The organism is Psychrobacter sp., from assembly GCF_035469765.1.
Taxonomy (GTDB): Bacteria; Pseudomonadota; Gammaproteobacteria; order Pseudomonadales; family Moraxellaceae; genus Psychrobacter.
In genome coordinates, this window is sequence record NZ_DATIRM010000205.1 from 1 (window position 1) to 14130 (window position 14130).

The 14130-nt window shown below is 43.6% G+C and carries 14 protein-coding genes and 1 pseudogene; 14 read left to right on the forward strand and 1 reads right to left on the reverse strand.

All coding sequences use genetic code 11. The annotated features are described in order from the left end of the window. Positions 1 to 144 precede the first annotated feature (144 nt). Positions 145 to 1056, forward strand: coding sequence for a LysR family transcriptional regulator (locus VLN09_RS05770; RefSeq protein WP_325244544.1), 912 nt, complete (start codon positions 145 to 147; stop codon positions 1054 to 1056). 96 nt (positions 1057 to 1152) lie between these two features. On the opposite strand, the gene VLN09_RS05775 is transcribed toward VLN09_RS05770, so the two are convergent. Further along, positions 1153 to 2070, reverse strand: a complete 918-nt coding sequence (locus VLN09_RS05775; protein ID WP_325244546.1) for a LysR family transcriptional regulator — start codon at positions 2068 to 2070, stop codon at positions 1153 to 1155. A 187-nt stretch (positions 2071 to 2257) separates the two neighbouring features. On the opposite strand from VLN09_RS05775, the gene VLN09_RS05780 reads away from it, so the two are divergent. The 13 genes and pseudogenes from VLN09_RS05780 to VLN09_RS05840 all read left to right on the forward strand — a co-directional run. After that, positions 2258 to 3430, forward strand: coding sequence for a muconate/chloromuconate family cycloisomerase (locus VLN09_RS05780; RefSeq protein ID WP_325244548.1), 1173 nt, complete (start codon positions 2258 to 2260; stop codon positions 3428 to 3430). Between the two features lie 42 nt (positions 3431 to 3472). Further along, positions 3473 to 3763, forward strand: coding sequence for a muconolactone Delta-isomerase (gene catC, locus VLN09_RS05785; RefSeq protein ID WP_325244550.1), 291 nt, complete (start codon positions 3473 to 3475; stop codon positions 3761 to 3763). Positions 3764 to 3862: 99 nt separating this feature from the next. Further along, complete coding sequence (gene catA, locus VLN09_RS05790; protein ID WP_325244552.1) at positions 3863 to 4786, forward strand: catechol 1,2-dioxygenase; 924 nt, start codon at positions 3863 to 3865, stop codon at positions 4784 to 4786. Positions 4787 to 4907: 121 nt separating this feature from the next. Further along, positions 4908 to 6293, forward strand: coding sequence for a benzoate 1,2-dioxygenase large subunit (benA, locus tag VLN09_RS05795; protein WP_325244554.1), 1386 nt, complete (start codon positions 4908 to 4910; stop codon positions 6291 to 6293). Between the two features lie 62 nt (positions 6294 to 6355). After that, positions 6356 to 6889 (forward strand): benzoate 1,2-dioxygenase small subunit, encoded by a 534-nt coding sequence (gene benB, locus VLN09_RS05800; protein WP_325244556.1) that lies wholly within the window; start codon positions 6356 to 6358, stop codon positions 6887 to 6889. Positions 6890 to 6918: 29 nt separating this feature from the next. Further along, positions 6919 to 7935, forward strand: a complete 1017-nt coding sequence (benC, locus tag VLN09_RS05805; protein ID WP_325244558.1) for a benzoate 1,2-dioxygenase electron transfer component BenC — start codon at positions 6919 to 6921, stop codon at positions 7933 to 7935. 47 nt (positions 7936 to 7982) lie between these two features. After that, positions 7983 to 8762, forward strand: a complete 780-nt coding sequence (locus VLN09_RS05810; RefSeq protein WP_414709092.1) for a 1,6-dihydroxycyclohexa-2,4-diene-1-carboxylate dehydrogenase — start codon at positions 7983 to 7985, stop codon at positions 8760 to 8762. Positions 8763 to 8840: 78 nt separating this feature from the next. Then, positions 8841 to 10034 carry a benzoate/H(+) symporter BenE gene (gene benE / locus VLN09_RS05815; RefSeq protein ID WP_325244560.1) on the forward strand — a complete coding sequence of 398 codons (1194 nt, stop codon included), beginning with the start codon at positions 8841 to 8843 and terminating at the stop codon, positions 10032 to 10034. A gap of 174 nt (positions 10035 to 10208) precedes the next feature. Further along, the gene (locus VLN09_RS05820; protein ID WP_325244562.1) at positions 10209 to 10916 is read left to right on the forward strand and encodes a 3-oxoacid CoA-transferase subunit A; all 708 of its coding nucleotides are present in this window, start codon (positions 10209 to 10211) and stop codon (positions 10914 to 10916) included. 26 nt (positions 10917 to 10942) lie between these two features. Further along, complete coding sequence (locus tag VLN09_RS05825) at positions 10943 to 11593, forward strand: 3-oxoacid CoA-transferase subunit B (RefSeq protein WP_325244564.1); 651 nt, start codon at positions 10943 to 10945, stop codon at positions 11591 to 11593. Positions 11594 to 11627: 34 nt separating this feature from the next. Further along, the gene (pcaF, locus tag VLN09_RS05830; RefSeq protein WP_325244566.1) at positions 11628 to 12866 is read left to right on the forward strand and encodes a 3-oxoadipyl-CoA thiolase; all 1239 of its coding nucleotides are present in this window, start codon (positions 11628 to 11630) and stop codon (positions 12864 to 12866) included. A gap of 54 nt (positions 12867 to 12920) precedes the next feature. Continuing rightward, the gene (gene pcaD, locus VLN09_RS05835) at positions 12921 to 13703 is read left to right on the forward strand and encodes a 3-oxoadipate enol-lactonase (protein ID WP_325244568.1); all 783 of its coding nucleotides are present in this window, start codon (positions 12921 to 12923) and stop codon (positions 13701 to 13703) included. A 77-nt stretch (positions 13704 to 13780) separates the two neighbouring features. Further along, positions 13781 to 14130, forward strand: a pseudogene (locus VLN09_RS05840) (amidohydrolase); the annotation flags it as partial.

The window sequence follows — 14130 nt, forward strand, 5'->3', positions numbered from 1 at the left end:
AAGGATATTTAATGCTTGGAATAACCATACTTTACTATCAACACAGTAAAAGAGTAAGATAGATAATATTGAGTAATTAACAACATATCATTGATAATTTTTTCGGCGTTTAATTTTGATGGTTAAATAAAAATAGAGCAAAATATGGATAGAATCGATGCGATGCGTGCCTTTGTGGCAGTGGTGACCGAAGGCAGCTTTAGTAATGCGGCAAATACCTTGCAGCTGTCACCGCAGTTGGTGAGCAAATATGTCTCTAAGTTGGAGGAGCAGCTCAATATACGCCTGCTTAATCGCACCACTCGTAAAGTCAGCCTTACCGAAGCTGGTAGTCATTACTTCGGACATGCACAGCAGATTTTACTTAGCATTGATGATATGGAATCAAAATTAAGTGGTTTACAACAGAATCCCAAAGGCGTCTTACGCATCAGTGCACCAGTATCGTTTGCTTTAAAACATATGGCTAAGTTAATCACTGACTTTCAGATACGTTATCCATTGGTCAAGGTCGATCTACAATTGACTGATCGCAAAGTCGATATTGTCGAAGAGGGTTTCGATGTGGCCTTGCGTATCGGGCAGCTAAAAAGCTCGTCACTGATTGCTAAGAAGGTCGCACCCATTCGTGTGCTGTTATGCGCTGCACCTGATTACCTTAACAAACATGGCACGCCTACTCAGCCTGAAGATATTGCCGAGCATCGTTATTTGCATTACAGCTATATGAATATGGACGGTAAGGACGATGTTTACCAATTATTAAAATCAAAATACCTCAAGCAAGGTAGCGAGCTTCGTAGTAATAATGGTGATGTATTGGTGGACGCGGCTATTGCAGGCGCAGGAATAGTATTACAGCCGACTTTTATTATCAGTGAAGCGCTTAGTAGTGGCAAACTAGTCGTAGTGTTACCAGAACTTGAGCCTGAGGCTTTGGGCTTATATGCGGTCTATGCCCATAGAAAATTGCTGCCACACAAAGTAAGGTGCTTTATTGATTTTATGGAAGGATATTATGGCACGCCGCCGTATTGGGACGAGTCTATACCTTAGCTTTTATTGGGCTTAACGGTAATGACTCGTTTATTAATCTAGCACTCATAAATACTCACGCATAGGTTTATAGTCTAATTAAAACTATGCATATATTCATATTTTCTCACGCTTATAATCAAACCCTTCTTCATCATAAATCTGATAAGTCACGTCCAACAATGTTTTTAACAGCTCTGATTTGTCAAAATGTCTGACACTCATCACAATCGGTGAGGTTAAATGACCATCCTCAAATGGAATATAAGTCACTTCTTGACTACGCAGATGCTCAAGCGTCTTTGGCACAATAGTCAGGCCTTCACCTGCTGCTACTAACCCTAACGCAATATGCAACTCACGTACTTCAGTCAGATAATTAGCTTTTAAGTTACGGGCTTCAAACAATTCCAACACATAATCAATAAAGCTGGGACGCGGCGCTGTTGGATATAACAATAGATTTTCATTGGTTAAATCCATCAGATTAATACTAGTACGACCCTCCTTTACGAGAGCGTGACTGACAGGAACTGCAACAACCAAACTCTCCTCTCTAAGTACCATTCTTCTGATAGAAGCGTCTTCAAATAATAACCTGCCAAACCCTACGTCTATTTTACCATCTACCAATCCTTGCGTTTGCTGCCAAGAGTTTAACTCATATAATTTAATCTCTATATTTGGATAGACCTCTCTGAAGCGCGCAATCACTTTTGGCAATATGCCATATAATATCGACGATACAAAACCTATAGACAGCGAGTTGTCAAAACTACCTTTACGAAAAGTCATCGCACGAAGATCATCTGATTTTTTTATTATCTGAAGCGCATGATCATAAAAAAACTCGCCAGCCTCAGTCAGTTTCAAAGGCCTATTATCCCTATCAATTAGCGTGACGCCTATCTCTTCTTCCAATTGTTTTATCTGACGGCTCAGTGGTGGTTGTGAAATAAACAAACGCTCTGCTGCCTTATTAAAACTTTTTTCCTCTGCCACCGCTACAAAGTAGCGTAAATGTCTCAATTCCATTGAATGTTATTCCTTGAGTGACCTATAAGGTTATCGATACCTAAAGAACATAACATGGTGCAGGTTAGTTAGCAAAATACCTAAAAAGTATTAATAATAGACTAAATAGGTCTTAGACATGTCATTAACCAGCGATTATAGTTCTTATTAAGCATAAGGAAGCATCATTTACTTAATAGGGACTGTCATGATTCGCTCAATTAACACCTTGCTAGTACCGATACCGACTATTCGAGAGCACAAGCTCGCTTGCACGGTCATGAGAGAGCAAGTACTAGTCTTAGTACATATTCAAACAGAAGATGGCTATGAAGGTTGGGGCGAAGCAACCACCATTGGCGGTCTAAGCTACGCAGAAGAAAGCCCTCATAGTATCAAGACTAATATCGATACCTATTTCACTCCTCTTCTATTAAAAGAGCAGCCAGCGAGCACAGCAAAAGCCATGCAGCTGCTAAATCTTCATATCAATGGCAATCGCTTTGCAAAGTGCGCTATTGAAACCGCCCTACTCGATATTGAAGGCAAACGCCTAAACTTACCTGTTAGCGAGCTCATTGGTGGTCGCGTCCGTGATCGTATCGAAGTAGCGTGGACACTGGCTAGCGGCAATACAGCGACCGATATCGCAGAAGCTAAACGCATGATTGAGCAAAAACGCCACCGCATTTTCAAATTAAAAATCGGTAGCAATCCGATTATTGATGATATTGCCCACGTATTGGCTATCAAAAAAGCGCTACCTGATTGCCGTATCACTGTCGATGTCAACCAAGCATGGACAGAGCTTGAGGCAATGCAAGGTATTAGCCTATTGCAAGCTGGCGGCGTTGATTTAATAGAACAACCTGTCTCAATGCGCAATAAAGCCGCACTCAAACGTTTAACAGAACACTTTGATGTGGCCATTATGGCGGATGAAATTGTCCAAGATCCTCAGAATGCTTTTACCTTAGCAGCAGATCATTGCGCTGATGTCTTTGCGGTAAAGATCAACCAAGCCGGCGGACTAAAAGCTGCTTGCCTTATTGGACAAATGGCACATCTAGCAGGTATCGAGCTCTATGGTGGCACTATGCTTGAAGGTCCTATCGGTACGGCCGCATCCGCTCATGTGTTCTCAACATACCCAAGTCTCAACTTCGACACTGAACTCTTTGGTCCTTTGTTATTAACTGAAGACGTTTTAACACAGCCTCTTGATTATCAAGATTTCGGTTTAAATGTACCCACGGGCGCAGGTCTTGGCATCGAAGTAGATAGCGATAAGGTCTATCACTATGCCAGACAAGCACTGACGGCATCAACTAAACCATCAAAGCCGACATTTTCTCCTGATGCTCAAATAGAAGCGCTGTAATAGTCAACCAAGTTCTCTTTCGTCACTTATAAGGAAATAGTTATGTTATACCACGTCAGAATGGATGTCTTAATCCCAACAGATATGGATGCCAATAAGGTCAACGAGCTTAAAGCCACCGAAAAAGCACTATCACAAAAGCTGCAAGAGCAAGGTAAATGGCGTCATATTTGGCGCATAGCAGGTCAGTACTCTAACTTCAGCATCTTTGATGTTGAGAGTAATGAAGAGCTACACGACATCATGATGTCGTTACCGCTCTATCCGTACATGAAGGTTGAAGTGACACCATTGTTACGTCATCCATCATCTGTTCGTAGTGATGACAGCTAAAGCAAGGCAGTACAGCTGATAATAGAATCTATAGAAACTGAGTAAGAATACTCAATGTAGTTACCCTTTAATAAAACAGTCCTCAACAAGGAGAGAGACATGGAACGCAGCCAAATTGAAACACTCGCCAACCAGTTCATCAAAGGCAAGATTGATTTTCCTGAGCAAGTAAATCCACGCGTACAAGAGATTGTCTTACGTATCGTGACCGACCTCATGCAAACCATTAATGACTTAAAAATCACCGCCGATGAATATTGGTCTGGGGTTGAGTTTATCGGTGATTTGGGCAAAGAAGCTGGTTTATTATCACCAGGTCTTGGTTTTGATCACTTTATGGATTTAATGATTGAAGAGGATTTAAAAGCAGCCGGTCTTGACGGTGGTACTGTACGTACTATTGAAGGTCCACTGTATGTCGCTGGTGCGCCAGAAGAAAAAGGCTTCGCGCGTCTAGATGATGGCACTGACCTCGATAATGGCACAGTACTATTTATGCAAGGCACTGTTTATGGCGAAGATGGCCAACCCCTTCCAAACGCAAAAGTTGAAGTATGGCATGCCAACAGCTTAGGTAACTACTCTTTCTTTGATGAATCACAGTCTCATTTCAACTTACGTCGTAGCATCATTACGGATGAAAACGGACATTATGCATTCCGCAGCATCGTGCCACTAGGTTACTCGGTACCGCCAGAAGGAATGACGCAAAAAGTATTGGGTGCGCTAGGACGTCATGGTCATCGCCCAGCTCACATTCATTTTTTCGCCAGTGCTGATGGTATGCGTAAGCTGACCACGCAGATTAACATCGATGGCGATGAGTACCTGTGGGATGACTTTGCTTTTGCAAGCCGTGAAGGGTTGGTACCAGAAGTGACGATGGTCGAAGATGCGGACCAGCTAAAAGAAAAAGCGCTTGATAAGCCTTACGCAAGTATCGACTTTGACTTTCATTTAGTGAAAGACATTGACCAAGCTGTACAGGGCAGTGAAGTAGAACGCCGCCGTGCTCAAGGTTAATGAGCACTCATATTAAATAGCATTAATTAATAACGACTTACGTTTGATATGCCCTCAGTTGTCGTATCAAACGTTAACTTCTAATCTCATTTTACACCGTCATTATACAAGGAAGGCAGCCATGAGCGAGCGTATCAATCTAGTACCTGAAGGATCAGACATCACTATTGATGATTTTTTAGAAGAAAACAGTGAAAAAGGGATTTATCGCCTGCATCGTAGCGCCTTCACTAACGAAGAGTTGTTCGAGCTTGAGATGAAATACATCTTTGAAAACAATTGGGTGTATTTAGCTCATGAGTCTCAAGTTCCTGATAACAACGACTACTACACCTCATACATTGGTCGTCAGCCTGTTATTCTTGCCCGCAATAAAGAAGGCGAGCTGCACTGCATGATTAACTCATGCTCACATCGTGGTGCACAGCTCTGCCGACATAAAAAAGGCAATAAAGCCACTTATACCTGTCCATTCCACGGTTGGACCTTTAACAACTCAGGCAAACTGCTTAAAGTAAAAGATCCTCGCGGTGCCGGTTATCCTGAGATATTCAACAAAGACGGCTCACACGACCTAAAACAAGTAAAGATAGCCAATTATAAAGGCTTTGTTTTTGCCAGCCTTAATGACGATGTCCAGCCTCTTGAAGATTGGCTTGGCGGCTCAACCAAAATTCTCGATATGATTGTGAATCAATCACCAGAAGGGTTAGAAGTTCTACGCGGCACCTCAACCTATACCTTTGATGGTAACTGGAAACTGCAAGCTGAAAACGGCGCTGACGGCTATCACGTATCAGCCGTCCATTGGAATTACGCTGCGACAACTGCACGCCGCAAAGAACAAGAAGCTGTCAAAGAAGACAACATTAAAGCCATGAACGCTGGGAAGTGGGGTCGACAAGGCGGCGGCTTCTACTCCTTTGAAAACGGTCACATGCTGTTATGGACACAGTGGGAAAATCCACAAGATCGTCCAAACTATGCTTATCGCGATGATTATGTCGCCAGCTACGGTGAAGCCATGGCGGACTGGATGATTGGGCGCTCACGTAACTTATGTTTATATCCAAACGTCTACATTATGGATCAGTTCAGCTCACAAATTCGTATGCTCCGCCCTATCGCGGTTGACAAAACTGAAGTCAGCATCTGGTGTATCGCACCAAAAGGCGAAAGCGATGAGGCACGTGCACGCCGTATTCGTCAGTATGAAGATTTCTTTAACGTTACTGGTATGGCAACACCTGATGATTTAGAAGAGTTTCGCTCGTGTCAAGAAGGTTATAACGGTATCAAGCTTGAATGGAATGATATGTGCCGAGGCTCTGAGCACTGGATTCAAGGGGCAGATGAAGGCGCTGCCGCTATTGACCTCAAACCTTTAATGAGCGGTGTTAAGACTGAAGATGAAGGACTATATACCGTCCAACATCGCTACTGGCATGAAGAGATGAAAAAAGCTCTAGAGCAAGAGCAGCAGCTACACGGTGCTAATAGCGACTAATACATTTTTATTATTAATCTGCTATTTATTATAGAACTGACAAAAAAATAAGGATATCAATCATGAAAAATGCAACTGTTAACATTGAAGACATTAGACAGTTTCTATACCGTGAAGCGCGTTTGTTGGATGAGAAAAAATGGGAGGAATGGCTCACTTATTACGATGAAGACTGCCCTTTTTGGATGCCAAGTTGGGATGATGATGGTCAGCTCATCAGCAACCCACAACGAGAAATTTCGCTGATTTATTATCCGGACCGCCGTGGTCTTGAAGATCGCATCTTCCGCATCGAGACTGAGCGCTCATCAGCGACCATTCCTGATACTCGTACTACGCACAATTTATCGAATATTGAATTACTCGAAGACAATGACGGTATTGTGACGGTGCGTTTTAATTGGATCAACAAATCCTTTCGCTATCACGAGACCAATACCTATTGGGGATATTCTCAGTACAAAATAGACATGACTCAAGACCAACCAAAAATTTTGGATAAGTATGTGGTTTTAAAAGACGACTATGTGCATCAAATCATGGACGTCTATCACGTCAAATCATTATTCACTCATTATTTATTCACTGGCTTTTAATTAATACGTGTTGAAAAGGGATATTTCTCATGGAATATAATATTGCTCTACAGTTCGAAGATGGCGTCACAGGCTTCATCAAATGTGAAGCCGACGAAACGGTTGCCGAAGCCGCTTATCGTCAAAAATTTAATATCCCTGTGGATTGTCTAGATGGGGCTTGCGGTACTTGCCGTTGCCATTGTGAATCTGGCAGCTACGACATGCACCCTGATATGTATATCGAAGAGGCACTGACAGAAGCTGAAGCTGCTGAAGGGTATGTTCTCACCTGTCAGATGATTCCTGAAAGCGACTGCGTGATCAAGGTGCCAAGCTCCTCTGAAGCATGTAAAGTTGGTAAATCCACTTTTAAAGGCAAGCTGCAACAGCTGAATATACTGTCAGAGTCCACTATTCACTTCGGTGTCGAAGTCGATAACTCAGATGCTTTGGTATTCCTTCCGGGTCAATACGTCAACATCCGAATTCCTGATACCGATGAAACGCGCTCTTATTCATTTAGCTCCGTACCCAGCGCCAAGCAAGCTGAATTTGTCGTCCGCAATATTCCTAACGGCAAAATGAGTACCTTCTTATCTGATACTGCGACTATAGGTCAAGAGATTAATTTTGAGGGTCCATTTGGTAGCTTTTATCTGCGCCCTCTAATCCGCCCGACGCTATTTCTAGCAGGTGGTACCGGTATCGCGCCTTTTTTATCAATGCTAAAAAGTTTAGAAGTGTCTGGTGCTCATCATCCTGTCAGGATGGTCTACGGCGTTACCAACGATTTTGATCTTATAGAAGTCGAGAAACTGGAAGAAGTAAAACAAAACCACCCTTGGTTTGATTACCGCACTTGTGTCGCAAATGAAGACAGCCGTCATGAGCGTAAAGGTTACGTCACCAGTCATGTTGACAATGAGTGGCTGAACGATGGTGACGTTGATGTCTACTTGTGTGGTCCGTTAGCGATGGTGGATGCGGTGAGTAATTGGTTGGACAGCAGTAATCTAAAGCCCAGCAATTTTTACTATGAGAAATTCACACCTAGTGAAAAATAGTATGGCTGAAACCACAGGGTGACAGGTAAGTTTTTTAGGAGATAGCAATGAGCAAACGCTTTGATAATAAAGTATGTATCGTAACGGGTGCCGCTCAAGGCATCGGGCGTGGGGTTGCATTACGTTTGGCAAGTGAGGGTGGAAAAATCGTCATGGCAGACTTTTCTCCATTAGTAGAAGAGGTGCTAGCTGAAATCATTGCTGATGGCGGAGAAGCAGTTACCATTCAAGCGGATCTTGAAACCTATCAAGGCGCACAAGAAGCTATCGATAAGGCAATTGATACTTATGGTCGTATCGATGTGCTCGTGAATAACGTTGGCGGTGCGATATGGATGAAGCCTTTTACCAGCTTCTCTGAAGAAGAGATCCAAAAAGAAATCAGTCGTTCTTTATTTCCAACATTGTGGTGTTGCCGTGCGGTATTACCAGTAATGGTTGAACAGCAAGCTGGCACCATTGTCAACGTCTCCTCTATCGCTACGCGTGGTATCAATCGTATTCCTTACTCAACCGCAAAAGGTGGTGTGAATGCTATGACAGCATCACTCGCTTTTGAATATGCAAGTGATGGCATTCGTATAAATGCAGTCGCAACTGGCGGTACTGAAGCACCACCTAGAAAAATCCCCCGTAATGCCAAGCCATTAACAGATGATGAAAAGTTATGGATGGATGCGGTCGTTGATCAAACTATCGATCGTACTTTTATGAAACGCTACGGCACGATCGATGAACAAGTCAATGCCATTGTGTTTTTAGCATCAGATGAATCTTCCTATATTACTGGCAGCACTATCCCTGTGGGTGGTGGTGATGCAGGCTAACAATGGCCAGTGAGCTCGTAGATTGACTAATGTCACCTCCTCTACTCTCTCATTACTGCTCATTTGCAAGGAAGCAATATGACTACTGTCCTACAAACATTAAAAGAAGATTGGTCACTCTCCGCGTCTGTGGCAGGATTTTTGGCTGTGCTCATTTCGTATGCTGGCCCTTTGATTATATTTTTTCAGGCAGCACAAGCGGCGCAGGTCTCAGATGCGATGATGGCTTCTTGGATTTGGGGCATCTCAATTGGTGCTGCCGTATCGGGTATTTATCTTTCTATTAAGTACAAAACGCCTATTATCACCGCTTGGTCAGCGCCCGGTACAGCACTATTAGTAACTGTATTCCCAGGGATGAGCATTAATGAGGCCATATCTGCTTATATCATCTCAGCAGTAGTCATATTTTTGGTGGGTGCAACCGGTTCTTTTGACAAAATTTTGAGGTGGATTCCCAACGGCATTGCTGCGGGCATGATGGCCGGTATTTTGTTTCAGTTTGGTTTAGAGTTATTTGTCGCAACCAACACCATGCCATTTATCGTGTTTAGCATGCTTGGTTGTTACTTATTCGCCAAGCGTTTTTCGCCGCGCTATACCATGATTTGGGTACTGTTATGTGGGGTTATTTTAAGTGTTCTGCTCGGCAGGATGAACCCTGTTGATATGAGTTTAGCGATTACTATACCCACCGTTATCTGGCCTGAATGGACATGGAACGCCACGTTTAACCTTGCTATCCCTCTTATCTTGGTCAGCTTAACGGGACAATTTTTACCAGGTATGGCCATCTTAAATCTCAGTGGCTACGACACACCAGCTAAACCCATCGTGAGTGTCGCAAGCCTTGCGTCATTAGCCGTCGCTTGTGTCGGTGGCATTACTATTGTGCTAGCAGCCATCACTGCTGCCCTATGTACAGGCAAAGATGCGCACGAGCTGAAGGAAAAGCGCTATATTGCCGGAGTAGCCAATGGCGTTTTTTATCTATTAGGTGGCTTGTTTGCTGGCAGCATTGTGATGGTATTCAGCTTATTACCCAAGGAATTGGTCGCCGCCTTAGCTGGGCTCGCACTGATCGGTGCTATTTCTGCCAACATCACGATTGCCATGAAAGATGACGGCCAAAGAGACGCTGCCTTAATTACCTTTTTAGCAACCGCCTCTGGCATGAGCTTTCTAGGGTTAAGTTCCGTATTTTGGGGCATTGTTATCGGTATGGTGGCTCATTATGTTTTAAACAAAAAACGTTTATTGTCATTTGCTTAATCAACCTAACTTTTAACTCAATGAATCTCAACTCAATATGTGATAGGCAATTTTTATTTATAAATAACATTTACCATGAATCCTATTTAAAACCGTTAGCAATAAATAAATGACACCATTAATAAATACCACAGTAAAAATGATCTCTACTATTACTTTTCATAGGATATGAATATGATTAATAAAGCCGAAAAAAGTATAACTGATGTACTTAGCCAAATCAAAGACGGAGCCACTATTATGATTGGGGGCTTTGGGACTGCTGGACAACCTGCCGAACTGATTGATGGTCTCATTAGTTTGGGTATCAAAGACTTGGTTATCATTAATAACAATGCCGGCAATGGTGATTACGGGCTTGCTAAGCTGTTAGAGACAGGTGCCGTACGCAAAATCATTTGCTCATTCCCACGCCAATCAGACTCTTGGGTGTTCGATAAGCTTTATCATGCTGGCAAGATTGAGCTTGAGCTGGTGCCTCAAGGGAATTTGGCTTGCCGCATTCAAGCAGCTGGCATGGGACTTGGTGCAGTATATACGCCAACAGGCTTTGGTACCTTACTCGCAGAAGGCAAAGAAACTCGAGAAATAGATGGTAAAGACTACGTCTTAGAATATCCGATCAAGGCTGATTTTGCCTTAATTAAAGCCGATAAAGGCGATCGTTGGGGCAATTTAGTCTATCGAAAATCAGCACGTAACTTTGGTCCTATTATGGCCATGGCGGCTGACGTGACTATCGCTCAAGTCTCTGAGACAGTTGAGCTTGGTAAGCTTGATCCTGAGCACGTTATTACGCCGGGTATTTTTGTGCAACATGTGGTGCAAATTCAGCCCGCTATTACTGAATCTACGAGCACTGTAAATACAGCCACTGCCTAATACTGCCAATTATAAGGAACGTTATCATGAGCCATACTTTACTAACCCGTGATCAAATTGCCGAGCGCGCTGCACAAGATATTCCAGATGGTGCCTATGTCAATTTAGGCATTGGCTTACCGACCAAAATTGCCCAATATTTACCTAATGATAAAGATGTGTTTTTACATTCAGAAAATGGTCTGCTGGCGTTTGGTCCGCCACCTGCCAAAGGTGAAGAAGATCCTGAGCTGATCAATGCCGGAAAAGAGTATGTCACCATGCTAGATGGCGGTAGCTTCTTTCACCATGGCGACTCCTTTGCCATGATGCGTGGTGGTCACATTGATATCTGTGCATTAGGTGCATTTCAAGTAGCATCTAATGGCGACTTGGCCAATTGGAGTACGGGTGCGCCAGATGCGATACCTGCTGTTGGCGGTGCCATGGACTTAGCTGTTGGTGCCAAAAAGGTCTTTGTGATGACCAACCATGTCACTAAAGACGGTGATCCTAAGATTGTCAGTAAGCTTACCTACCCTGTAACCGGAAAAAACTGTGTGGATCGTATTTATACTGACCTTTGCATCATCGACGTGACTGATAAAGGTTTGGTCGTCACAGAGATGATTGACAACCTAAGCTTTAAAGACTTACAAGCCTTAACGGGTGCCACACTCATTGACGCAACCAAATAAAAACACCTCATAATGAAAACTTAGGATAATCGCTATGATCGATTCAACCACTGGTTTAAACAATGCTTATATTATTGATGCCATTCGCACCCCTTTTGGACGCTACGGCGGCGGTCTTGCCACTGTCCGTGCCGATGACTTGGGCGCTATTCCCATTAAAGCCTTGATGGAACGTAATACCAATGTCGATTGGGTGCAAGTAGATGATGTTATTTACGGCTGTGCCAATCAGAGCGGTGAAGACAATCGCAACGTTGGACGTATGTCATCCCTTCTTGCAGGCATGCCCTATCAAGTTCCAGCCACTACAGTGAATCGCCTATGCGGCTCGTCTATGGATGCTTTAGCAATAGCGGCTCGCGCTATTAAAGCTGGGGAAGCCAACCTTATTATTGCAGGTGGCGTTGAGAGCATGAGCCGTGCGCCATTGGTAATGGGTAAAGCAGATAAACCCTTTGCTCGCAATCAAAAGCTCGAAGATACTACTATGGGCTGGCGTTTTATCAATCTAAAGCTTGATAAACTATATGGCACAGAAACCATGCCGCAAACAGCCGAAAATGTCGCAGAGCAGTTCAATGTCAATCGAGCTGATCAAGATGCATTTGCGCTACGTAGCCAGCAACGTACCGCAGCAGCGCAAGAAGCAGGATTTTTCAAAGACGAGATTACTCCTGTTATCATCCCGCAGCGCAAAGGTGAGCCCGTCATCGTCGATACTGACGAGCACCCTCGTGCTGATACCACGCTTGAGAAGTTAACCAAATTGCGTGCCATCGTCAAAGAAAATGGTACAGTAACCGCTGGTAATGCGTCAGGCATCAATGATGGCGCGGCAGCTTTTTTAGTCGCGTCAGAGCAAGCGGTTAAAGAATTCAATCTAAAGCCGCGTGCGCGTATTGTGGCCTCAACTACAATAGGCGTTGAACCACGTATCATGGGCTTTGCCCCAGCACCAGCGATGCAAAAACTGCTTAAACAAGCCGGATTATCACTCGATGATATGGATGTCATTGAATTAAACGAGGCCTTTGCCGCTCAAGCCCTAGCTTGCACGCGTGACTTGGGCTTAGCTGACGATAGCGATCGTGTCAATCCGAATGGCGGTGCGATTGCACTTGGCCACCCACTTGGCGCCTCAGGAGCACGTTTGATTTTAACAGCACTCAATCAACTTGAGCATACTGAAAAGCGTTATGCAATCTGCTCGATGTGTATCGGCGTAGGACAAGGCATTGCCATGATTATTGAGCGGGTTAATTATCAAGCGTAATAATCATCCCTACATACCCCTTCAACATTTTAATCCTAAATAAGGATGCTTAGTATGCCCATATTTGACAACCAAGAAATTGCCCTAAACTACGCCACTTTTGGTGATAGCAGCAATCCTGCTCTGATATTTTCCAACTCTTTAGGTACCAGCTATCATATGTGGCAGCCGCAAATCGATGTCTTGCAGAATGATTATTTTATTGTCTGCTATGACACCCGTGGTCATGGTAAGTCTTCCGCACCAATAGGTCCTTATAATTTAGATCAGCTTGGGCAAGACGTCATTAATTTGCTTGATTATCTGAATATTGATAAAGCATTTTTTTGTGGCATCTCTATGGGCGGTATGACTGGTCAATGGCTGGCTATCAATCACCCTAACCGCTTTCATCATTTAATGCTATGCAATACCGCCGCAAAGATTGGTAATGAAGCCGCATGGGTAGATCGTGCGCAATTGGTACGTGAGCAAGGTCTAGATCCTATCGCCGCTACGGTTGCCTCGCGTTGGTTCACAGCAAGTTTTATCGATAATCACCCTGAAGTAGTTAAAGCTTTATCTGACGCTCTCGCAGCTGGCAGTAGCGAAGGTTATGCCAGCTGCTGCGAGGCATTATCTGTCGCTGACACTCGCGAGCAATTACAAGATATTCGTGTACCCGTCACAGTAGTTGCAGGATCTGAAGACCCAGTGACGACGGTTGCCGATGGTCAATATATGGTCGATCATATACCTAACGCTAAGCTGGCTACTATCGATGCCTCACATATCTCGAATATTGAACAACCTGAAGCATTCAATAAACTCGTGCGACAATATTTAAATATTCAATAGCGCTATTGGTCACTAAAATTATCACATGAGAATATCAAAGCAATAACAAGGAAGTACCATCAAACAAGGAAGACAGTATGAAACGATCATTATTATCATTGGTTATCGGTATTCTTGCTTTTAGCACATTTAGTGCTCATGCCAACATCAATATCGATAAAGAAGTTAAGAGTGTTGAAAAAAAGGTGATTGAATGGCGTCGAGATATTCACAAGCATCCCGAATTGAGCAATAGAGAAACTCGTACTGCCGCTCTTGTTGCCAAGCATTTAAAATCACTAGGCATGCAGGTCGAAACTGATATAGCACATACGGGTGTTGTTGGTTTTTTGACGGGTGCTAAACCTGGCCCTACAGTGATGCTACGTGCAGACATGGACGCATTACCCGTTACCGAAAAAGCAGATGTGCCTTTTAAATCAACCAT

What these genes read in the sequence shown, in the direction of transcription:
- VLN09_RS05770 (WP_325244544.1), top strand. Translation starts at nt 145, where the DNA reads ATGGATAGAATCGATGCGATGCGTGCCTTTGTGGCAGTGGTGACCGAA.
- VLN09_RS05775 (WP_325244546.1), bottom strand. Translation starts at nt 2,070, where the DNA reads ATGGAATTGAGACATTTACGCTACTTTGTAGCGGTGGCAGAGGAAAAA.
- VLN09_RS05780 (WP_325244548.1), top strand. Translation starts at nt 2,258, where the DNA reads ATGATTCGCTCAATTAACACCTTGCTAGTACCGATACCGACTATTCGA.
- catC (WP_325244550.1), top strand. Translation starts at nt 3,473, where the DNA reads ATGTTATACCACGTCAGAATGGATGTCTTAATCCCAACAGATATGGAT.
- catA (WP_325244552.1), top strand. Translation starts at nt 3,863, where the DNA reads ATGGAACGCAGCCAAATTGAAACACTCGCCAACCAGTTCATCAAAGGC.
- benA (WP_325244554.1), top strand. Translation starts at nt 4,908, where the DNA reads ATGAGCGAGCGTATCAATCTAGTACCTGAAGGATCAGACATCACTATT.
- benB (WP_325244556.1), top strand. Translation starts at nt 6,356, where the DNA reads ATGAAAAATGCAACTGTTAACATTGAAGACATTAGACAGTTTCTATAC.
- benC (WP_325244558.1), top strand. Translation starts at nt 6,919, where the DNA reads ATGGAATATAATATTGCTCTACAGTTCGAAGATGGCGTCACAGGCTTC.
- VLN09_RS05810 (WP_414709092.1), top strand. Translation starts at nt 7,983, where the DNA reads ATGAGCAAACGCTTTGATAATAAAGTATGTATCGTAACGGGTGCCGCT.
- benE (WP_325244560.1), top strand. Translation starts at nt 8,841, where the DNA reads ATGACTACTGTCCTACAAACATTAAAAGAAGATTGGTCACTCTCCGCG.
- VLN09_RS05820 (WP_325244562.1), top strand. Translation starts at nt 10,209, where the DNA reads ATGATTAATAAAGCCGAAAAAAGTATAACTGATGTACTTAGCCAAATC.
- VLN09_RS05825 (WP_325244564.1), top strand. Translation starts at nt 10,943, where the DNA reads ATGAGCCATACTTTACTAACCCGTGATCAAATTGCCGAGCGCGCTGCA.
- pcaF (WP_325244566.1), top strand. Translation starts at nt 11,628, where the DNA reads ATGATCGATTCAACCACTGGTTTAAACAATGCTTATATTATTGATGCC.
- pcaD (WP_325244568.1), top strand. Translation starts at nt 12,921, where the DNA reads ATGCCCATATTTGACAACCAAGAAATTGCCCTAAACTACGCCACTTTT.